The organism is Moraxella tetraodonis, from assembly GCF_022359095.1.
Classification (GTDB): Bacteria; Pseudomonadota; Gammaproteobacteria; order Pseudomonadales; family Moraxellaceae; genus Faucicola; species Faucicola tetraodonis.
In genome coordinates this window covers 12,647-33,317 of sequence record NZ_JACSYB010000002.1, presented here as the reverse complement: position 1 = coordinate 33,317, position 20,671 = coordinate 12,647, and the positions used below count along the sequence as shown (strand labels likewise).

General features: G+C 39.3%; 22 protein-coding genes, 2 pseudogenes and 1 other annotated feature. Of the genes and pseudogenes, 12 read left to right on the top strand and 12 right to left on the bottom strand.

Annotated features, from left to right (window positions below):
- Positions 1–12 precede the first annotated feature (12 nt).
- Complete coding sequence (locus H9W84_RS10950) at positions 13–297, bottom strand: hypothetical protein (protein WP_239743829.1); 285 nt, start codon at positions 295–297, stop codon at positions 13–15.
- A 165-nt stretch (positions 298–462) separates the two neighbouring features.
- On the opposite strand from H9W84_RS10950, the gene H9W84_RS10945 reads away from it, so the two are divergent.
- Entirely contained in the window at positions 463–705 is a 243-nt protein-coding gene (locus tag H9W84_RS10945; protein ID WP_036600518.1) for a helix-turn-helix domain-containing protein, read from the top strand.
- Positions 706–750: 45 nt separating this feature from the next.
- Here the strand turns inward: H9W84_RS10945 and H9W84_RS10940 are convergent, their stop codons facing one another.
- Entirely contained in the window at positions 751–1,356 is a 606-nt protein-coding gene (locus tag H9W84_RS10940) for a 3'-5' exonuclease (protein ID WP_239743827.1), read from the bottom strand.
- 162 nt (positions 1,357–1,518) lie between these two features.
- Here H9W84_RS10940 and H9W84_RS10935 point away from each other — a divergent pair, with 162 nt between their 5' ends.
- The 3 genes from H9W84_RS10935 to tnpC all read left to right on the top strand — a co-directional run bounded on the left by H9W84_RS10935 (position 1,519) and on the right by tnpC (position 4,128).
- Positions 1,519–1,896: a transposase gene (locus H9W84_RS10935; RefSeq protein ID WP_239743825.1), complete on the top strand. Its 378-nt coding sequence runs from the start codon at positions 1,519–1,521 to the stop codon at positions 1,894–1,896.
- 41 nt (positions 1,897–1,937) lie between these two features.
- On the top strand, positions 1,938–2,309 hold the full coding sequence (gene tnpB, locus H9W84_RS10930; RefSeq protein ID WP_050325883.1) for an IS66 family insertion sequence element accessory protein TnpB: 372 nt from the start codon (positions 1,938–1,940) through the stop codon (positions 2,307–2,309).
- 79 nt (positions 2,310–2,388) lie between these two features.
- Positions 2,389–4,128 carry an IS66 family transposase gene (tnpC, locus tag H9W84_RS10925; protein ID WP_050325882.1) on the top strand — a complete coding sequence of 580 codons (1,740 nt, stop codon included), beginning with the start codon at positions 2,389–2,391 and terminating at the stop codon, positions 4,126–4,128.
- Here tnpC and H9W84_RS10920 read toward each other — a convergent pair.
- Positions 4,099–4,797, bottom strand: a complete 699-nt coding sequence (locus H9W84_RS10920; protein WP_239743824.1) for an SOS response-associated peptidase — start codon at positions 4,795–4,797, stop codon at positions 4,099–4,101. The genes tnpC and H9W84_RS10920 overlap by 30 nt on opposite strands.
- 11 nt (positions 4,798–4,808) lie before the next feature.
- A complete protein-coding gene (locus tag H9W84_RS12180) occupies positions 4,809–5,189 on the bottom strand; it encodes a DUF4113 domain-containing protein (RefSeq protein ID WP_239743822.1) in 381 nt (126 codons plus the stop codon).
- 40 nt (positions 5,190–5,229) lie between these two features.
- Between H9W84_RS12180 and H9W84_RS10910 the strand changes: the two are divergent.
- Together H9W84_RS10910 and repM are read left to right on the top strand one after the other, a co-directional pair.
- Positions 5,230–5,661, top strand: a pseudogene (locus H9W84_RS10910) (transposase); the annotation flags it as partial.
- A gap of 336 nt (positions 5,662–5,997) precedes the next feature.
- Positions 5,998–7,239 carry a replication initiation protein RepM gene (repM, locus tag H9W84_RS10905; protein ID WP_050324833.1) on the top strand — a complete coding sequence of 414 codons (1,242 nt, stop codon included), beginning with the start codon at positions 5,998–6,000 and terminating at the stop codon, positions 7,237–7,239.
- 174 nt (positions 7,240–7,413) lie between these two features.
- Here repM and H9W84_RS10900 read toward each other — a convergent pair whose 3' ends face one another.
- The 6 genes from H9W84_RS10900 to H9W84_RS10875 all read right to left on the bottom strand — a co-directional run bounded on the left by H9W84_RS10900 (position 7,414) and on the right by H9W84_RS10875 (position 15,628).
- Positions 7,414–8,328 (bottom strand): ParB/RepB/Spo0J family partition protein, encoded by a 915-nt coding sequence (locus tag H9W84_RS10900; protein WP_065262492.1) that lies wholly within the window; start codon positions 8,326–8,328, stop codon positions 7,414–7,416.
- Positions 8,321–9,160, bottom strand: a complete 840-nt coding sequence (locus tag H9W84_RS10895) for a ParA family protein (protein ID WP_036591935.1) — start codon at positions 9,158–9,160, stop codon at positions 8,321–8,323. The genes H9W84_RS10900 and H9W84_RS10895 overlap by 8 nt, the downstream gene beginning before the upstream one ends.
- Before the next feature lie 352 nt (positions 9,161–9,512).
- The gene (locus tag H9W84_RS10890) at positions 9,513–12,401 is read right to left on the bottom strand and encodes a type I restriction endonuclease subunit R (RefSeq protein WP_239743820.1); all 2,889 of its coding nucleotides are present in this window, start codon (positions 12,399–12,401) and stop codon (positions 9,513–9,515) included.
- A gap of 12 nt (positions 12,402–12,413) precedes the next feature.
- Positions 12,414–12,908 carry a hypothetical protein gene (locus tag H9W84_RS10885; RefSeq protein ID WP_239743818.1) on the bottom strand — a complete coding sequence of 165 codons (495 nt, stop codon included), beginning with the start codon at positions 12,906–12,908 and terminating at the stop codon, positions 12,414–12,416.
- A 9-nt stretch (positions 12,909–12,917) separates the two neighbouring features.
- Positions 12,918–14,066 carry a restriction endonuclease subunit S gene (locus tag H9W84_RS10880; protein WP_239743816.1) on the bottom strand — a complete coding sequence of 383 codons (1,149 nt, stop codon included), beginning with the start codon at positions 14,064–14,066 and terminating at the stop codon, positions 12,918–12,920.
- The gene (locus tag H9W84_RS10875; protein WP_239743814.1) at positions 14,063–15,628 is read right to left on the bottom strand and encodes a type I restriction-modification system subunit M; all 1,566 of its coding nucleotides are present in this window, start codon (positions 15,626–15,628) and stop codon (positions 14,063–14,065) included. Before H9W84_RS10875 ends, H9W84_RS10880 begins: the two co-directional genes overlap by 4 nt.
- Positions 15,629–15,790: 162 nt before the next feature.
- Here H9W84_RS10875 and H9W84_RS10870 point away from each other — a divergent pair, with 162 nt between their 5' ends.
- The 5 genes from H9W84_RS10870 (at position 15,791) to H9W84_RS10850 (ending at position 18,072) form a co-directional block, all read left to right on the top strand.
- Entirely contained in the window at positions 15,791–16,228 is a 438-nt protein-coding gene (locus tag H9W84_RS10870; RefSeq protein WP_239743812.1) for a putative toxin-antitoxin system toxin component, PIN family, read from the top strand.
- On the top strand, positions 16,209–16,451 hold the full coding sequence (locus H9W84_RS10865) for a toxin-antitoxin system HicB family antitoxin (protein WP_050324837.1): 243 nt from the start codon (positions 16,209–16,211) through the stop codon (positions 16,449–16,451). Before H9W84_RS10870 ends, H9W84_RS10865 begins: the two co-directional genes overlap by 20 nt.
- Before the next feature lie 273 nt (positions 16,452–16,724).
- Positions 16,725–17,330, top strand: a complete 606-nt coding sequence (locus H9W84_RS10860; RefSeq protein WP_239743810.1) for a recombinase family protein — start codon at positions 16,725–16,727, stop codon at positions 17,328–17,330.
- A 104-nt stretch (positions 17,331–17,434) separates the two neighbouring features.
- On the top strand, positions 17,435–17,752 hold the full coding sequence (locus H9W84_RS10855) for a type II toxin-antitoxin system RelE/ParE family toxin (RefSeq protein ID WP_239743807.1): 318 nt from the start codon (positions 17,435–17,437) through the stop codon (positions 17,750–17,752).
- Positions 17,743–18,072, top strand: coding sequence for a helix-turn-helix domain-containing protein (locus tag H9W84_RS10850; protein ID WP_065263946.1), 330 nt, complete (start codon positions 17,743–17,745; stop codon positions 18,070–18,072). The genes H9W84_RS10855 and H9W84_RS10850 overlap by 10 nt, the downstream gene beginning before the upstream one ends.
- A 231-nt stretch (positions 18,073–18,303) precedes the next feature.
- Here the strand turns inward: H9W84_RS10850 and H9W84_RS10845 are convergent, their stop codons facing one another.
- Together H9W84_RS10845 and H9W84_RS10840 are read right to left on the bottom strand one after the other, a co-directional pair.
- The gene (locus H9W84_RS10845) at positions 18,304–18,726 is read right to left on the bottom strand and encodes a hypothetical protein (protein WP_007115281.1); all 423 of its coding nucleotides are present in this window, start codon (positions 18,724–18,726) and stop codon (positions 18,304–18,306) included.
- Positions 18,727–19,082: 356 nt separating this feature from the next.
- Positions 19,083–19,292, bottom strand: coding sequence for a DDE-type integrase/transposase/recombinase (locus H9W84_RS10840; RefSeq protein ID WP_338106482.1), 210 nt, complete (start codon positions 19,290–19,292; stop codon positions 19,083–19,085).
- Between the two features lie 52 nt (positions 19,293–19,344).
- Here H9W84_RS10840 and H9W84_RS10835 point away from each other — a divergent pair.
- Positions 19,345–20,650: pseudogene (locus H9W84_RS10835) on the top strand (IS3 family transposase).
- Positions 19,620–19,736: a sequence feature (AL1L pseudoknot), on the top strand. (Overlaps the previous pseudogene by 117 nt.)
- Positions 20,651–20,671: the final 21 nt, after the last annotated feature.

Here is a 20,671-nt window from a genome sequence, read left to right as displayed (position 1 = left end):
TGCTCCATTTGGTTATGCATAGGTAGGATCAATAGCTAATAGCTGTTGTTTTAAAATACGATAGTTACTGTCAAAGTCACCTGTATCTATTTCATTAAATTTTTCATTGACCCAACGCTTGATAGCTGTGTGGTTGTCACAGGCTTTAGTCAATTTAAGATGAAAATAGAGGTCACCACAGTATGGGATATAAAGGTTTTGAATAAGCGCTCGGGAAAGGCTATCAATTCGCATTTTGGTTTGTTTTTGAAGGGTGATTTCATCTATTAATTGTTCGATAGTCGGCTGATTAATCATCTTGATTTCTCCTATATTATTGGTTTTGGTATAAATTACTAAACTATGCGATAATATTAGCTGTTAATTTATCACAAAAGATAAAAAAATTATCTTAGGTGATAATAATATACGATATTATTTTATCGTCTGCAATAACTTTTTATCACCAGAGATAACTTTTTTATGATTAAGCTTAATTTGCCTGTCTTGTTCGCTCAACGTGGTATTCGGGTCGCTGATGCTGATCGGATGTCTAACTTAGGAAGAGCAACGTTATATCGGCTTTATAACAATGATGTAACACGAATTGAATTTGATACGATTGACAAGTTGTGTGATTTACTTGATTGCAGCCCAGGTGATTTGTTTGTAAAAGAAACCGTAACTGAGACTTCAAAGTTGCAAGAAAAAACGCAAACTGAGTAGTCAGTTTGCGTTTTAATGTATTTAGTCATCTAAATCGGTCATTCACTAATAATCCCAATGATGACTTCCCATCATTCCCTCCCACACCTTCACACACGCGAGTGCGTCGGTCGCTGCTCGGTGCGCATTGCTATGTTCTACTCCAAAGTGAGCCATAGCCTTGCTTAGGCTAAAATAGCGATTGGCTTTGAAATACGGTGAGTATTGCCCGATAAAATCAGCAAACTGCTTACACAGGCATTTTACTTCAGCTTGTTGCAAGCGAAGTTTATGCCCAGATTGTCGCATCATACGTACATCGAAGTTGGCATTGTAAGCATACAGGGTTCTTCCTTTGAGCAACTGTACAATCGCGGGTTGAATATTAATAAAGGTAGGTTTACCTATCAGCTCATGAGGATAAATACCATGCACCTTAAATGCGCCTGGGCTAGACGGTCTATCGGTGTAGATCAGCGTGTCGATAATCACATGTCGATCACTATCACAAAACGCAATTTCAATGATTTGATCCTCCCTGCTGCCACCGGTGGTTTCGGTATCAAAGAACAAGGGTTTACTGGTATCGTGCCGTTGGTTGTACTCTTCTACTTGCTTAAAGATGGCATCGATTTGAGATTGCGTATCTGCTGTCATTGGTGTTGAAGTCATTAAATTAATCAATCATGGGTGTAAGTCAGTCATATAACCGCTACCCTAGCCATTAAATACATCCATTTTCGCCGTTTTAAGCGTAAGCATCCGACCATCCCATCTACCACCATTCTAAAAAATACGAGATAGTGCCCACTAAAAAATGAAGTGGGCACTAGAATGGCACAAATAGACATAACCAAACCGAAGCGACGAACGTACAGCAAAGAGCTCAAAGCCTATCTCGTAGAACAAGCCTTAACAGGCGAACGCTCGATAGCGAGGCTAGCTCAAGGTCATGGCATTAACCCAAACTTATTGCAGAAATGGATAAAAGCTGCCAGAGACGAGAAAATCGCAGCAACTCAACCATTAGCCAACCCAAACTTCGATATTAACCTCATTGAACATGAGCCTGTCTTTCTGCCTATCACCCTGCAATCTAGAAGCCATCACGAACAAACACCACAAGCAACTGCCTTAGCTCAAACCATCACAGGCGTAGAACTACAAATTCCCAGCCATAACGGGACGCCCATAAAACTCACCATCGACTAAATTGACAATTACAGCCTTATTGAATTACTGCGGGGGCTACAATGAACCCCCTTATCAACCCCCAACAAATTTGGCTATCCACCACTCCCATGGACATGCGAAGTGGCAGTAATAAACTACTCGCCTTCATCCTACAGCACCACCCAGGCATCCGCCCAAACTGTGCCTACCTATTTTACAACAAAGCAGGCACCCGGCTAAAAATACTCATCCATGACGGCCTGGGCATATGGCTATGCACCCGAGCACTGGATGATGGCAAATTTCACGGACTTGGCGAACGTCTCATGCGACATCACAGCCTAACCAACCCAACCACAGGACTTACCATTAGTCATGAGCAATTTAACGCCTTGGTTAGTGGACTGTCTTGGCATAACCTAGGCAAAGATATACTCACCCCGCTTACCTGACTTTAGCATAAAGCCGCTAAATCTCAACTATCACCGCCTATTTACTGACAATGCAGAGCGGTTATGGCAAACTCATACCATGACCACCGCCCACCCATCCGACCCAACTGCGCCAAGCTATGCTGATTTATTAGCCCAAAACGCTCGGCTTCAACAGCAGCTTGACGCACAAAAACAACATTACCAACAGCAAGCAGCGCAACTCAAACAGCAATACCAACAACAAATGGACGCTCAAAGGCAGCAATACGAAGCTAAGCTTGCTCGCATTAACCAAGAGCTCACTGACGCCATCACCAAACAGCAACGTCTTATCCATCGGCTGTTTGGGCAAAAAAGCGAAGGCTTAACCCCCAAACAAGACCACCTAAACAAAGAAACCGCCCTAGAAGACCTAGCCTTGCTTGAACAAGCCCATGACAACTTCTTAGCCAATCTTAGCGATGACGAGCGAGCCAAACTGGTTGCTAGCAAGCCGATTGATACGCAAGAAAAAGGCACACAATCAGAAACACCAACCAAACCCAAACGACAAAAACGCCTCGTTATCCCTGACAACCTCGACATTCACACCATCATCCACGAACCACCGTCAACCACCTGTGAATGTGGCTGTCAAATGACGCAAATTGGTCAAGATGTTCAAGACAAACTCGGCTTTAAGCCAAAGCAGTTTTACCGAGAGCGTCATGTTTATCCTAAATACATTTGCCGTAACGCTGAGTGTAACCGTGAAAAGCTGGTTCAAGCCAAAACCGACGCCCAAATCATCGATAAAAGCATTGCCACGCCTGCGCTACTGGCTCATGTGCTTATCAGTAAATACGCTGACCATTTACCCCTGTATCGCCAAAGCCTGATTTATCACCGTAGCGGGGTGTATTTATCTGATTCAACCTTGGCAGATTGGGTGGGACGTTGTGGGGTACAGCTTGGGTTTTTAGTTAATCGCTTACGCCAGATGATACTTACCCAACCGATTCTGCATGCCGATGAAACCCCAATAAAGGTGTTAAATGGCTATGGGGTAAAAGACGTGAAAGGCAAACTAAAGCAAGGCTATGTGTGGGCGTATGTGACCCCAAAGCACAGCCCAATCAAAGCGGTGGTGTATGATTTTGCCCAAGGTCGGGGTAGTGAGTATCCCAATGCTTTTCTGCAGGGCTTTAAGGGCAAGCTTGTTTGCGACGGCTATAACGGCTATAAGCCATTATTTGGGCGAGGGGTGATTGAAGTGGGTTGTATGGCCCATGCTAGGCGTAAGTTTCATGAGCTTCATGTGACAGGGCAGAGTCTTATTAGCATTGAGGCATTAGAACTGTTTCAAACCCTGTATGCCGTTGAACGGGAGATTGATGAGCGGTTTGAGAAAAACCAAACCCCACTGCCCAGAGATGCTCAAATAGTTAGGCAAGTCAGGCAAGAGAAGGCAAAACCAGTTGCGGATAAACTTTATGCGTGGTTACAACAGAAACGCTTAGGCACGACTAAGAATGCCAGTATTACTAAGGCAATTGAGTATTGTTTGAAACGCTGGACGGCGTTAACTCACTATTTGGATGATGGCAATTTGCCGATTGATAATAATTGGGCAGAGAATCAGATGCGCCCTTGGGCTCTCGGGCGTAAGAATTGGTTGTTCGCAGGGTCGCTTGAGAGCGGTCAGCGGGCGGCTAGTATTATGTCGCTTATCCAGTCAGCTAGATTGAATGGTCTTGACCCGTATGCGTATTTGGCAGATGTGTTGAGTCGTCTGCCGACGCATCCTGATAGCCAGATTGATGAGCTGCTACCACATGTCTGGATACCACCTCAATAGGGGTATGGTCGGGGGCTTACTTTTAAGCGGTTTTTTCGGGTTTGGCCGATGTTCTGCTACATACCCAGCACCCATCGGTTTAAGTAGCTCAAACGCGTCCTCATGATGCATATTGAGCCAATCCTGGCGATGCTCACGTTCAATCACCACAATCGAGCGTTTTTCATCTTCAGGTTTATGAAACTGGGACATAAACGGATGCTGATCGGCATTAATGGTGAGCATAGTCATGGAGCGAATCAATTGATCGCCAATTTTTACCATCTCATATAACCCAGCCACGGTAAAAGGTTCATTGTCTTCGCGGTGAATGCCATAGCGATGCGCTTTTCCGTTAATGTATTTAGGCTCATAGATGGTTTGTACCGGAATTAACGCAAACTGGTTATTGTACCAAGCGTGTTTAAAACTCGGTTTGTCTGCCACCGTTTCACTACGGGCATTGTAGGTGTGTTTAGCAAAGCTGGTGTCTTTGACCCATTTAGGAATCATTCCAAAGATCGCAGATCGCCACTCAGCAGGATCGCCACTCATATTTGATAAGAGGTTAGCAAACAGCAAGGGGGCTTCATAGCCTGAATAGATATCGTCTTTAAAGTCAAAGCTTAACTGCTGATTGGTAAAGCGTGAAGCTTGCGCTTGGATAATCGGTTGAAAGTTGGCACACATGGTCTAATCCCTTAATCGATGCCTAATAAATCAGATAATTTAGTGGTATAGCACGGATTTAACAATGCTCGGCTCATCTGCCAAGTTTGGTTTTTCTCAATAGCGGTACTGGTAAGAAACAATTTGGTGGTTGCCCTACCCGGTAGAGCATGTGCTAACTGCTGATTAATCTCATCCATCACCGCTATTAACTTCTCAGACTCCACCTGCGCTTTTTCATCCGGCATCTCAAATAAATCACTCATGGTCTCAGCATACTCACAAATCCCCGATAGCATCACTCCGGTTTTGGCGTATTTCAAGCCGTCTTTATAGGTTTTATCTAACACCTTACGCACCGCTTGAATCATCACCACCGTATCAGAGATGGAGCTCTTTGACGGTAAACTCACTAAATAGTCGGATCACGATGATGTCACCATGCTGTGCTTCTTACTTATCAATGTATCATGCATGATAACCAATTTTACCTTTGCCTCTGCTAAGATAAATGAAAGTTTATTTGCACGTGATATGCTTGATAATATCAAAGGCTTATTAGGTGCAGATATGGGTTATATTAGTCCTGATTTATACGAGTATTGCTTTAAGTGGTGTGTTGATTTGCAAAAGCCGCTTAGAAAAAATATGTCCGATAAAAGACCGCTTAGTGTTATCAACCGTCTTAAAAATGCTAGTCGAAATATTGAGACGCTGATTGGTCAGTTATCACAGCGGTCCAATATGCAAAAGGTGAGAGCTAGAGATTTATGGCATTTATCCCACAGATTTATGCGTAAAATCTTGGCTCATAATTTCTGCTTTGTAATCAATAGACAGTTAGGTAATCCGCCACTTCAGTTTGAGTTGCTTATTTCGAGTTGAGAGTGGGTTATCAAATATAAAGTTATATTGCTAGCTTTTCTATATTTTGACATTAATCTAATTAAGAATCTTTTTATTGTTTTATATATTTTTATTGTTTTATAGCGATAAAATTAATTTTTTTTGTATTTATAATCAATTATTTAGACAAGGACTTTTTATTATATAAATACGTTTTCCGAGCATTATAAATACGTTTTCCGAGCATTATAAATACGTTTTCCGAGCATTATAAATACGTTTTCCGAGCATTATAAATACAATATATTTGTATTGTATTTATATAAATTTTAATTTAGAATTTATATTTAATTACAAATCCTTCATCTTAATTCTATGGCAAATCCTAATATTTCAAAAACTGATTTAATAGTTAAAGATAATGACTTTATTGAAGCAAGTCATAGTCTAGATTTAGTCGAACAAAGAATCATATTTTTAGCGATTATTAAAGCAAGAAAAAATAGCGATAAGGTTGAAGAAACATTATCAAATGAGTTTGTTATTCATGCTAGCGAATATATGGAGGCTTTTAATGTTGAACGTCATACTGCTTATGAATGCCTTAAGAATGGTGTCGAGGGACTTTTAAACGCCAAATTCATATACAGGTATGAAAATAAGAATAACAATATCGCACATCGCGGGTATAACCTGACTAGCTGGATCGAATATGTCGATAAAGAAGCTTGCGTAAGTGTTAAATTTTCACCAGATGTAGTTCCACTGATTGTTGGATTAAATAAAAAATTTACCAGTTACGAATTACAACAAATTGTGAATCTACAAAGTCGTTATGCGGTTAGACTTTATGAATTATTAATTCGGTGGCGTGATACTAAGATTCTTAAAATTTCCTTAGAAGAATTGCGGTTCTGTTTAGGCATTAAAAAAACAGAATATATTTTAATGAGCAATTTTAAAAATAGAGTATTAGATTTAGCAGTCCGACAAGTTAATAAATTCACGGATATTACGACTAACTATATTCAAAAGAAAGAAGGAAGAAAAATAGTCGGCTTTGAATTTTACTTTACTATCAAGCAAGGTGAGAACAATAAATCAAGTAAACAATTTAAGAAAGCTATGTCTCTTGAAGGTACACATTCTGAAGAATCAAAAAATTATAATAAAGAAGAGTTATTGATTATCACGTCTAAAGCAAAAGACTATATTGCCCAAAAAAAGATTACTGACCCGACACATAAAAAAAATATACTTAAAATAGCAAAATCTCAAGGCTGGGGATTGGATAAATATAGGAAATCACAGGAATTCTCATCTTTAAAAAATAAAGAGATTGAAAGTAAAATCAATCAAGAAAAAATAATTGAAAATAAAAATAAAATAACTCAAGAGAATATAAGAAAACATAATGAGAATTTCATTTCTTTTTATGAACAACTGACCTCTATGCAACAAGAATTGATTCTTGATAGCGTACAAGTTCAAATATCTTCTATACCGATCGTAGGAAAACAATTTATAGCACAGAGAAAAAATAATACCGCCTATAAGGATATTATGTTTAGAATATATTTTAAAAATGCAATGAAAGATATGGGTATTAAGATCTGACTTATTTCCTGAATACGATGGAAAAAAAAGTGTCCGAATTCGGACACTTTTATATGATTTGCTAAAATTTCCAAATTTAATAAAAATACGTTTTTCGAGTATTTTGCAAAAAATTAAAAAATAAAATATCAATTAAATTGTTTGAATTCGCACACTTAGATGTTCAAGTCTAAATCAACTATTAGAAAGTAAGTTATCAAAAAATACTTCAACTTTTTCTAAATCGGCTTCATTCAAATTAAGACTTTCAAGCTCAACAATAAATTTCTTATCAGTTTGAATGATTTTTCCAATAGTCTTACCTTCTTTCTTGTAAGATTTCCTTACCTTGGTATTAGTAGGATGTTGATTTGAGAGAGAGTTATTAGCTTTATTTTTTATAAAGTCTGGTAACTTACTTTGCTTCAAGTGGCTACTGATAATTAAATCAAACCCTTCGGAAAGAAGCGGTAAAAATTCATCATGAGGAATATTAAGATGTTTTCTTAGTGTGGCTAATTGTTCAATAGTATCGGCCGAGATGATGTTAGGATGATTATCTAATTTGGCTAATAAATCATTATCTAAAATTTCAAAAGCAAATAATTTGTAAAGTTTCTGTCTAGAAATACCTAAAGCTTTTGCATATTCGGTCTTGGAAGGAAAATTCGATTTAAAAGATATAATTGCTTTAGCTATTTCATAATCTGATAGATTTTCACGGCTTAAATTTTCTGCTAACGCCAATAGAGCGTTGTTCTCATTAGTTACCGTAATTACAATACAATCAATAAATTGTCTGCCAAGCTTTTTAACCGCTCGAAAACGTCTTTCTCCCGCTACAATGTTGTAGAAATCCCCTTTCTTTTGCACGCTGATAGGTTGAAGCAAACCCAATTCATTGATTGAATCAGCAAGCTTATCCAACGATTCATCAGTAAATTCTAAACGAGGTTGAGCATTGTTGGGTTTAATTTTATCAACGGGAATTTGTTCGATTTTTCCTGACTGATAACTGTCAAATTCCGCAAACTCTTTGTCTGCAAGCCCATGTGCTTTGATATTGGCATTGATTTTTTCTTTCAACAAAGATTGAAGCTGACTAGTCATTTTCTTCTTCTCCTTCAATAACAGTAGTCAGTTGTAATTCTGGTTTTAATCCAGTTTCTTTCGCTACCCATATTGCTAATTGACGAAATTTCCTTGCAATCTTTGCAGTTGCATCGACTTCTCGGATACTAACCTTGAGTGCTGCAGATTTGTCAATATTATTACTCGAAGAAATATCAATCGGAATGACCTTACCAATTTGTTCTTTCGCGGATTCTTTGATAGCCCGGCACATGAGCTGTCTTTCATCATGCCGAATGAGTAATGCGCCTAATAAATTCAAGTTTGGATTAATGTATCGAATTTTCTCAATATAAGCCTGCAAATCTAATACGCCATACATACCATATTGAGAACCACTAAAAATAGGAATAATATAATCTGTGGCACAGGACAGAGCGTTACCGGTCAATGTGCGTAAGCTTGGTGGCGTATCAATTAAGATCACATCGTAAACCCCTAATAGTGGCTTGATAATTCGCCCTAAAACTTCTAAGGGTCGAGGCTCATTGTCTTTGATTTTGTCTTCCTCGGTTGTCAAAGATAGGGAAGAACTTATCAAATGTACCCCTTTAAAGTTAGTTTCTTCTTGAACGGCTTCTACTAATTTAGAATATCCACCCAATAACAAATCTTTGATAGTTACAGACACTTCACTGGGATGTTTTATACCGATATGAGTGCTTGCATTACCCTGCGGGTCAAGATCAATTACTAGAACCGATAAGTCTAGTTGAGCTAATTCAGCAGCAAGATGAACAACGGTTGCTGTTTTACCACAGCCGCCTTTATGGTTGGCAATTGTTATTACTTTGGTGTTTTTTTGATTCATAAGGATATTATTCTTGAATGAAAGGAAGATTTATATTGATTATTATACTAATATAAGTAAATGTTAGATTCAAGAATATTGTTTTGGAATGTGTAAAAGAATAAATTTTAATTGTCCGGATTCGGACAATTTTAGCCTAAGTAACTTTTATTTAATATACTAAAAAGAATATTAAGATCTAAAATGGCATCAGCAAATGAATGATCTGCCGCCCATTAAGTATAAGGAGAGGCGAAATATAAATTATCAATGGTTGCAATATACAATAGAACAGAAAAAAGCGCTTGTATTCACTTCTATTAAATTAAGAGCATTGTTCAGCTAAGTTTAGCTATCAAGTTTTTTACAAATATCATAAACCCATATAAAACCGCTCAATCAACTGGTGGGTCTGAATCATAAGTTTGTTCAGTACCGTATCTCGATTGAATAGTCCTACTTTATAATTGGGCAAGTCCTTTAACTCATCTTTACGTGGCAGCCGCTTGGTGTATTCATAGTTTTGAATCACTTTTTGCATGGTCTCGACTTTGAGATTTTCTTCCACGCACATTTTTTGATAAGCCGCTTCTTTTTCTACATCCCAGAAGTGCTTAAACGCTTCTTCGACTGTTTGACCGTTCGGCATTATAGGCAGGTTTTCATCAATAAATTTTTGGATAAGTTCTTGTTTGTCATATAGTGTGATATCGTTGTTCAAAATATCTTGAACTTGCTTACGGTACTGCTGTTGTTGGTTTTTATCTTTACTGTCTTTAGCTAATTGTAGTAGTTTGACAATATAACCGACATTGACTCTATCAGAATGCAGTAAATCAAGTTGAAAGTCGATATCTTCAAGGATTGAGGTTTTGGATTTATCGCCACCTGTGGTTAAGCCATTTTTTAGACCGCTGTATTTAGACACATAATTGGCAAATTCTTGCTTATCTAAGCTCGTGTTATCCTGGTCGTATTCACTGAAAGTTTGTAGCTGGGTATGCAGACGCATGACATCGCGAAATGCTTGAATAAAGCTGAGTTGCTGCGCTTCGGTGTATAAATCATCGACATCTTGATACGTCGCAACGATTGTTTTTAAAGCTTTGACTGCCGCCTCGTATTTTTCTAAGATAACTTCAAAGTCTGGAATGATAACCACTTCTTTGGCTTTGTCTTTATTAGAAAATAGCGACAATGCCTGATCGGTGGCAAATTTAAGATTGCGATAGCAAACAATGTTACCAAAAGGTTTTTTTTCATTGAGCACACGATTAGTGCGGGAGAATGCTTGAATCAAGCCGTGATGCTTAAGATTTTTATCAACGTACAGGGTATTTAAAGTTTTAGCATCAAAGCCTGTTAAAAACATATTGACGACCATTAAGATGTCAATTTGTTTGTTGCGAACTCGCGTGGCGATATCTCGATAATAGGCATAATAGCTGTCACCTGAGTTGTAATTGGTGCCAAAGGTGGCGTTATAATCGGCAATGTAGCTATCAAGCTTGTCACGGCTTGATTGGTTGATTTGGGTTGGGATGTCAGCCGACTCTTCATCGAGTAAACCATCTAATGTTTCCACTGCTTCATTGGCGGCATATGAGAAAATGGTCGCAATGGTCAAGGGTTTAAAAATCTTGCCCTGTGCCTCATCTTCTGCTTGTTTTTCGGCTTGGACTTGTTTAAATAGCTCGTAATACTGAGTTAAGACTTCGACAGAACTGACGCAAAACATGGCGGTAAATTCGCCGTGTTTGGTCTTGGTGGGATAAGTATCAATGATATGCCGAGCTATCATTTTAAGGCGTTTTGGGTCTTCAAGTACTTCTTTGGTATCGACGGCTTCGACTTGTTCGGCAGTCAGTTCGGTATTTGTGTCTTTACTTTTTTCCATGCCTTTTTGGGTGTAACGACCCAGATAGTCAATCTGAAACGGCAGCACGTTTTTATCGCGTATCGCATCGACAATGACATACTGGTGCAGGCACTTATCAAATAGATAGTTGGTGGTGAGTTTTAGCCCTGCCTTACTGGTGCTGTTTTTTTCAAAGATGGGTGTTCCTGTAAAGCCAAACATCTGAGCCTTGTTAAAAAATTGTTTGATACGTTTATGGGTGTCACCAAACTGGCTACGATGGCATTCATCAAAGATAAACACGACTTTTTGGTCTTTAAGATAGGCGATATTATCGCTGTAATGGTCTTTGGAAATGGCGTTATTGAGCTTTTGTAAGGTGGTCACAATCAGTTTGTCGTGCTGTTGCCCCAACTGTCTCACCAACGTTTTGGTGTTGTTGGTGCTGTCCACGCTATCGGCTCGAAAGTTATTAAACTCAGTAGCCGTCTGGGTGTCCAAGTCATTCCTATCAACCACAAATAACACTTTAGCTATGTCGGGCATATTCATGATAAGTTGACTGGCTTTGAAGGATGTCAACGTTTTGCCTGAACCTGTAGTGTGCCAGATATAGCCGTTCTTGTTGTTACTGTTAATATGCTGAATAATGTTTTCAACCGCATAAATCTGATAAGGACGCATGACCATCAGGCTTTTGGTGGTGGACATCAGTATCATGTATTGGGTGAGCATTTTGGTAAGATGCGTGGGGGTTAGAAAACTGGTAGCAAAGTCGGTGATTTCGTTAATCTGTTTGTTGGTAATATCTGCCCAAGCAAAGGCAAATTCGATGTTTTTGGTGCCGTTGGCGTAGTAGCGGGTATTGACGCCGTTACTGATGACAAATAGCTGAATAAAGCCAAATAGCCCATACCCTGCACTGTACGCTTCTCGGCTATAACGCCGAGTTTGGTGAAAGGCTTCAGCGATTTCCATGCTACGGCGTTTGAGTTCAATTTGTACCAGTGGTAAGCCGTTCATCAAAATGGTGACGTCAAATCGGCTGGTACGTCCGTTACTAGTGGTATGGTCGACCGTAATTTGGTTACTAATTTGGTAGCGGTTTTGGGTGGGGTCGTCTGATAAAAAGTAAATGTGCCGACTGCTGCCATCATCGAATTTGACGGGGAGTTTATCGCGTAGGATGTTCGCTTTGTCAAAGATGGTGCCTGTGGTAAGATGGCTGATGATTTGTTGCCATTCGTCATCGCTAAAGCGGGCGATGCTGTTGATGTCAGCGAGGGTGGTGCGTAGGTTGTTGATTAGGTCGTTTTCGCCTTTGATGGCGATACGCTGATAGCCCAATTGGTTGAGTTGGTCGATTAAAGCATTTTCGAGTTGGGCTTCCGTTTGTATTGTCATGGTATTACCAATTTAACAAATTTTAAATTTATGTATATCATCTTTTGAAACATATATCTTGTTAACTATCCATTCATCAGGAATTTTTAAATCATAATCTATTAGATTTATAACTATTTCTCTTTCATGATCATTCACAAAATATGGATGACTGGTTGAAATTGCTATTTTATTATAAATAGAGTCGCTCAACTCAATTTCAAAAATAATACCGTCTTCACTATAGGCATAAGTTGCAAATTTAAAAGCTCGGTCAATATCAGTTGTAAGTGAAATTAACGCAGCAGAAGTCTCTTTATATAAATTCTTGTAATCATCTTTATCCCAATCACCATTATGAGCATAAACTGCATTAACTACACTGGGATTTATCGTTAAGATTTCATTACCAACCTTTAATGTGTCATCACCTGCATAAAATTCTAACTTGTCAGTTTTCCCTTTGGCTTTTAAAATTTTGCCGTCTTGCTCAAATTTCTTGATATTAACGCCTCTATATAATTTCATGTCAATTCCTTAGACAAACATCTGCTGCAATAGCCCTTTTTTCCATTGTTTTGTGTGGGTAAGCTGTGCGGTGGTGTGGTCGATTCGCTCGTCAATCGCCGTTAAAAATTCCGCTATTTTTTCTTGTTCTGGAGTTGAAGGAAGTTTGATTTCCATTTTCGAAATCATATCCATACGAACTGAATCAACTGAATTTTTTGCAGATAACCTTTTTACACGGTCAAAAAAGAACTGTGAGAAATAAATAAAAAGGTACTTACCATTTAATCTTTCTGAAAAATCATAAAGACAATAAACCCTTTGGTGAAAGTCAAATTTACCGTTAATGTAATGATAATTTTTACCGACACCAACGCCATCCCCAGACGTCAAAATAGCCTCACAATCCATGCTGTAAGAATTAATTCTTTCAACAGTTTGAGAGCGTACAAAAAATGGATAAATCCCGTCATCAATTTTATTTTGAGTATCTTTATTACCTGTAGTGATTTTACATTCATTTCCAATAAAAGAATTTTCCCACTCTTCAAAATCTTCGCCATTTTCATTTTTAAAGCGGATTTCTTGGCTAAAGATTTTTTGCATCACGCCTTTTTTATACTGACTTAGCAACTCAAGCTGTCGGCTCAGTTGGCTAATTTTGTCATCCACTGCACTCAAAAATTCCGCTATTTTGGCTTGTTCTTCAATTTCAGGGAATGAAATATCTATATTGCCCGCGATTTTAAAGTTTAAAGCAGGCATAGCACCGCCGCTCATTTCAGATTGTAAATAATTAAAAACCTTATCAGATTTTAATTGAATTAGAGTAAATTTTTTATTTAAACATTCATTTACGATTACTTTAAAAATATTATTTGCGATTAAACCTTCAATTCCAGAACAAATGAAACCAGCCGTAGCTCCATATCTGACTATAGCAATATCATCAGTTTTAAGTATTTTCTCAAAATTACCATTATATTGAACATATCTAAAGTCTGATGATAACTGTGTAAAATTTTCAATTCTTAAAAATTTAACTAAACCAGTTGCATGGTTTGGCTTTTGTAATTCTAAATCTACTTGTTCGCCTTGAAGAAATTCTGCAACTTCGCCTAATTTCTTTTTTGACCAATCATCTTTGAATTCAGAAAAGCGTAATTTAGGGACAATCATCTCAAACCCCCAAACGGCGACACAATCCCAAGCTCATCACAAAACCGCCCAATTTGCTTTTCAGTCTCACCACTCGCCACACGAATTTCAGCAAGCTCACGCGCTACCGCATCCAAATCAATCGCCGCTTCCGCCTCAAACGTATCCACATAACGGGGAATATTCAAATTAAAATCATTGGCGCGGATATCAGCAAGGCTTGCCACATGGGCAAACTTCGCCACATTCTCACGCCCCGCATACGCATCGACAATCGCATCAATATGCGCAGGCAATAACACATTTTGCGTTTTTTGCTTCTCAAAATTGCCACTGGCATCAATAAACAACACATCATCACGGTCACGGTTTTTCTTGAGCACCAGCACACAAGTCGGAATCGATGTTCCATAAAAAATATTGGCAGGTAGCCCAATTACCGCATCAATCACATTTAACTTTTCAATCAAATACTGGCGAATCGTCCCCTCACTTGAGCCACGAAACAGCACCCCATGCGGCAACACCACCGCCATCGTGCCATGGTCATCGAGCTGATACAACATATGCTGTACAAACGCCATATCCGCTTTGGTCTTCGGAGCAAGTTTGCCCGCTGCGGCAAATCGCTCATCTTGCAAAAATAACGGGTCGGCTGACCAGTTAGCAGAGAACGGCGGATTGGCAACGACCGCCTCAAAGCGTTTGTCCAAATGCTGGGGACGCACCAGCGTGTCTTCTTGGCGAATATCAAACTTGGCAAAATGCACATCATGCAAAATCATATTCATGCGAGCCAAGTTATAGGACGTATGGTTGGACTCTTGACCACAAATCATATCAACATCTTGCACTTGGCGTTTGACTCGCAGTAGCAGCGAACCCGAGCCACAAGTAGGGTCATACACCGAGCGTAAACGGGTTTTGCCAAGCGTCACAAGGCGAGCAAGCAAGGTCGAAACCCCTTGAGGTGTGTAAAATTCGCCTGCTTTTTTGCCTGCCCCAGCAGCGAACTTAGCAATCATATACTCATACGCATCGCCCAGCACATCGCTTTCGCTATTACTCAAATCAAAATCAATCTCGTCAAGATGGATAAGTACCTTGTTAATCAGCTTATTGCGGTCATCGGCAGTATTGCCAAGTTTGGTTGAGTTTAAATCCACTTCACTAAACAAATTGGCAAAGTCATCAGCAGAATCAGTACCAAGGGTACTTTGCTCAATCGCTCGCAAATTGTTGGCAAGGTCATCTAGGATAAAATCGCCTGCTTTGGCACGGGTCGCCATACGGTGAAATAGCTGAGTGGGCGATAAGGCATAGCCAACTTCATCAATGGCGTTTGCTTTGATAGCATCGATATAAGGCTTGTGTTCTGGATTGGTTTCATCAAGTTCATTGTAAGTCAAATCCATGCCTTCATCGGCGAGTAGGATATTGGCGAAACTTACTGCTTTTTCGGATAAGTATTTGTAGAAAATAAAGCCAAGTACATAGTTGCGGTATTCATCGGGCGACATTTTTCCCCATAACTCATTGGCGATTGCCCATAGTTTGCTTTGTAAGGCTTGTTGGTCGGTCATGGGGTGTCCTTGCTTTCATGTCAAAAATCAATGGGTGATTATAGCTTATAATATGGAGGGAGCGGAAATTGATAGGCGAACTATGCTCAAGTAAAAAAAGAAAATTCGATTATTAAATCCTTATCTTGTATACTAAGTGCTATCACATATGATAGCATTTTTATGAAAATTATTTTAGATACTAATATCATCGTTGGGGCTTGTTTAGGCTCCCGATATGACAATTTAGTCATTCGTGGTTGCCTAACGGGGAACTTTACACCTTTAGTCAGTCATGCGCTATTGTATGAGTATGAAGACCTGATTGGACGTGAATCCGTATTCGACCACCCTGTAGCATTAATCTTTACAGAGCGAGAAGTCCTATTTAATGCGTTATATTCAGTATGTCGTTTGATTGATGTCAGCTATCTATGGCGACCCAATCTTAAAGACGAAGGGGATAATTTTATTGTTGAATTAGCTGTAGCGGGAAATGCTGATTATATCATTACGAAGAATTTAAAAGACTTTCGCCAAAGCGAATTAATCTTTGATAGTTTTAAAGTCATCACCCCTAAACAATTATTGGAGATACATAATGTCCGTTATCACACTTAGAGTAACTGAAGAAAAACATGAGCGTATCAAAAGTCTTGCAGTATCTCGTGGGGTTAGTGTTAATAAACTGATTGATGAAGCCATGACCTTAATGATTGCTAAACAAGATATTGAAACTCGCTTCAAAGCTCGAGCCGCTAAAGGCGATATTACTGCAGGTATTGCATTACTGGATAAAGTGCTTGAAAAACGAGAAGCTTATGATAAAACCTTGTCAAGATAAATGATAAGGTTTCAACAGTCATATAAAAATTAAAAAATGTCTTTTTATAAGAAAAATATTAATTTTATAAAAGTAACATAAATAAAATTAATATATAGAATATTGTCCATAAATAATGTTATAAGTACAATATCACGACAACCTATTGTTTTTCGTGATTTTGTAAATCAGCGCCAATTAGGCGCTTATTTATTGTGTTTATTTCACGATAAAGCCAAATAAATCTAGATATGATAAGATATACTAAATATTATTTATCGTGAGAAATTTACTATGAGTTTCATCGGTTATGCCCGAGTGTCAACTTCTGAAGGAAAACAATTGCTTGACCGTCAAGTTGATGCGTTAACAGAAATCGGCTGTGAACGAATTTTTGAAGACAAAGCATCGGGCAGTAATTCCCAACGTAAAGGATTGGATGATTGCCTGAATTATTTGAGAAAAGGTGATGTGCTAGTCGTTTTGGATTTGGATAGGTTAGGGCGGTTAGCCAGTGACTTGATAAAGTTGATTGATGAATTGGCTGAAAAAGACATTGGCTTTAAAGCGATTAATTCACCGATGGATACCACAACCCCTGCAGGTCGAGCCTTTTTGCAGATTCAAGCCGCTTTTGCTGAGATGGAGCGTAATATCATTCGGCAGCGAGTAAAAGAGGGGATTGCGGCTGCAAGGGCTCGTGGTCGAAAAGGTGGCAGGCCTAGAATCATGACCGCTGAGAAACTTCGCTATGCCCAACATCTCATGCAAGACCAAACCAAGAGTATCCCAGCGATTTGCAGGGAACTAGGCGATATTCCCAGTAGTACGCTATATCACTATGTGACGGCGAAAGGGGAGTTAAAAAAGGCAGGGGTAGATTTGCTAAATTCTGAATAACCTTCGTATTACCTGTTTTTTTAAGCCTATAGCATTTAAATTTTGAGGTTAATTTTAAATGCATAGTCTGTTATACTACTACAATGTAGTATGTGAGATTATTTATGTTTACCATTGTTGAAACGCCTTTGTATATAAGAATGGTTGATAGCCTATTAACCAAAGAAGAACAGGGCGAACTCCATACCATGATTAGCCAAAATCCTGATATTGGTGATGTCGTTCCAAAAAGTGGCGGTGTTCGTAAGGTGCGTTTTGCTAGGCAAGGTGGTGGTAAAAGCGGTGGTGTTAGAGTGATTTATTATAATCGCTTAGAAAACGGTAAAATATTTATGCTATTGGTTTATGCCAAGGCGAAAACCGAAAATATTCCTGCTCATATACTAAAAGACTTGGTAAAGGAGTTAAACACATGGCAATAAAAAGCATGAAAGACTTAGATACTATTAACTTGGCTAACCATGAATTTACCGGGGATGAGCTCGGGGCATTATTGCTTGAAAGTGTCCGACAAGCTAAAGCCGGGCAAGGTGTAGTACGTGAGCAACCTATTGTTAACGAAGCCATTGAAGCCAGACAGAATGTGGGACTATCACAACGAGAATTTGCTGAAATTCTAGGTGTGTCAGTCCGAACCTTACAAGCTTGGGAGCAAGGAAAACGCTATCCATCAAAGGCGGCTAGCGTTCTGCTGAAAATTGCAAAAGTTGAACCCCAAGTGTTACTGCGCGTTGCTCATTAAAAACTTTTGCTGTTAAGAATAGTTAGCATTTGTTTGATTGACAACTTACTATACAAGAATGGGGGCTAAAAGCCCTTATTTTTTGCCCAAAATGAGATGTCTAAAAAACGACCGTTTTTTGGACTATCTAACTCTTATCATTTAAAAAGACTCTCGAAAAATTTTTTAAAATATTACTCCCTGCGAATTCTGGGGTAAATGCTTTATAGTCCAAATTTTGTACTGAACAGTTTATTTAAAGCCATCAGGTAAAATATTGTCCTTATAATATTCACTTGCATAAAATGAATCAGGGTCAAGTCCACCCATTAGAAGTTCAGCTAATCTTAAATATGGCAGTCTAATTTCATTATCTGATAGCTCATCTCCTAGCACTCTACCTGTTTTGCTCATCATATAGCTTATAAAGGAAAAAGGCTGATTAATTTTTCCATTGATTGCTAATAAATAAATTGGTTGAAAAGCGTTTATAACTGGCTCTACTAACTGTCTAGAGTGGTGAATAGCTAAATCTATATCTTTTTCATCTAATGCTCGCCCTTGTTGTTTAAATGCTTCAACTACATGTTCCCTACTACACCAATTTTGTAAAGATTCCATAAATTCTATGGCTGTTTCTTTGACTTCACTTTTTTGTATATTAATTTTTAACATATTATTTTACCTTTATTCTTACCCCTGTTGCGGTGTTTGTGTAGTGGTCAAGATTAATTAGACAGCCTTTAAGAGATTTTGATTAAAAAACTGTATTTCTTTCTCGACTGGTGTTAAGTAATCATTGAAGCTGTGTGGTCTAACTTGACTGTAATAGCCGATGATATAACTGGCGACATCGACTCTTGCTTGAGCCAAATCATCGTAACCAGTTTTCGGTACTTCGCTATTGCTTGTCTTGCGAAGCAGTGCTTCTCACCATTCTTTCTTAAAACTTCTAAAAAACCGCTCAGTTGGGGCATTATCCCTGAGAAGGGGTAAGCAAAGCACTGCTTTGCCCCTTCGCAAGGCAAGGGCTATGCCCGCAGTGAATGACCACGGCGACTCATACTATGTTTCATGCCTTCGCACTGGGCAATCGCATCGGCAAATGCTCGACTGGTGTAATGCGTACCTTGATCAGAATGAAATAGCACATTGGATGGCTCTAAACGCACCGTATAAGCCATTTTAAGGGCTTGTATTGTCAGTTTACTGTCAGGACTATCACTCATGGCAAATCCCACAATGAACCGTCCCGGGATTGTCGGAGACCTAAAACTCTGAGACAATACCCTTATGAAAAGCAAACAATACCCAACAGAAGTTAAGAGTAGAGCCGTCGAATTACTGATTGAATCACAAAAAGATTATCCCTCATTATGGGCGGCCATCCAAGCCATCGCCCCCAAATTTGGCTGCACACCCGAAACCCTACGCTCGTGGCATCGTAAGTACCTAGCTAAGCAAAATCCTGTGACTATAAGCACTGAGAGCCAAGCGGCTCGTATCGCTGAACTTGAGCGAGAAATCAAAGAACTAAAGCAAGCTAATGAAATCATTCGTAAAGCAGCTGGTATTGAAGCCCAGGCGGAGAAGGGCCGCAAACCGAAGTAATGGTCAAATTCATTGATGATCAAAAAGATAATTATGGGGCCCTTTCGATTTGTAGAATACTGCCAATTGCCCCATCCACCTACTATCGCATCAAAGATGAACAAGATAACCCAGAAAAGCAAAGTCGACGTAAAAAAAGCGACAAACACCTTATGGCACAAATCAAACAGATTTGGCAAGACAGTGGCTGTCGCTATGGCATTCATAAAGTCTGGCATAAGCTTAAGCAAGATGGTCTACCCAAATTAGGTCGCTGTACCGTTGAACGACTGATGAAAAAACTGTGCATCCAAGGCATCTGGCGGGGCAAAGGTAGGATCACCACTAAACAGCGAGACGACCAAGACAAACCCAATGACTTGGTGAAACGCCAATTTACTGCCGACGCACCGAATAAGAAAAGACTCTTGCGGAGCAGTGCTCCTCAGGTCGCTGACTTTAACTATATCAAGACCAAAACAGGCTGGGTCTATAACGCCTTTGTCATTGACGTGTTTAAACGGGTCATTGTTGGCTGGAAGGTATCCGATCACATGAATACTCAACTAGTCCTAGATGCCCTAAATCAAGCCTTGGACGCTCGTGGCAGACCGAGCGGGGTAATTCATCATTCTGATAAAGGTAGCTAGTATTTATCGATTAAATACGGTGAACGGCTTAAACAATCGGGACTTGCTGCATCAGTCGGCACGACAGGCGACTCCACTTCGGGCATAGCCCTACGTCTTGCACTCGGGCAAAGCAGTGCTTTGCTATTCCTCGCTCAGATAACGCCCTAGCAGAAAGCGTCAATGGGCTATATAAAGCGGAGGTGATTGATTACTTAAAAGAAGAATGGGATGGCGTAAATGATGTTGCTCTAGCAACCCTTGATTGGGTACACTGGTGCAACCATGAACGATTGCATTCTACCAATGGATATGTGTCACCTGTTGATGCGGAGAATGCCTACTATTGTTCATTAATTCCGTCAGGCTATGCTGCCTGACTCAAGCAAACTTGTCTCCGA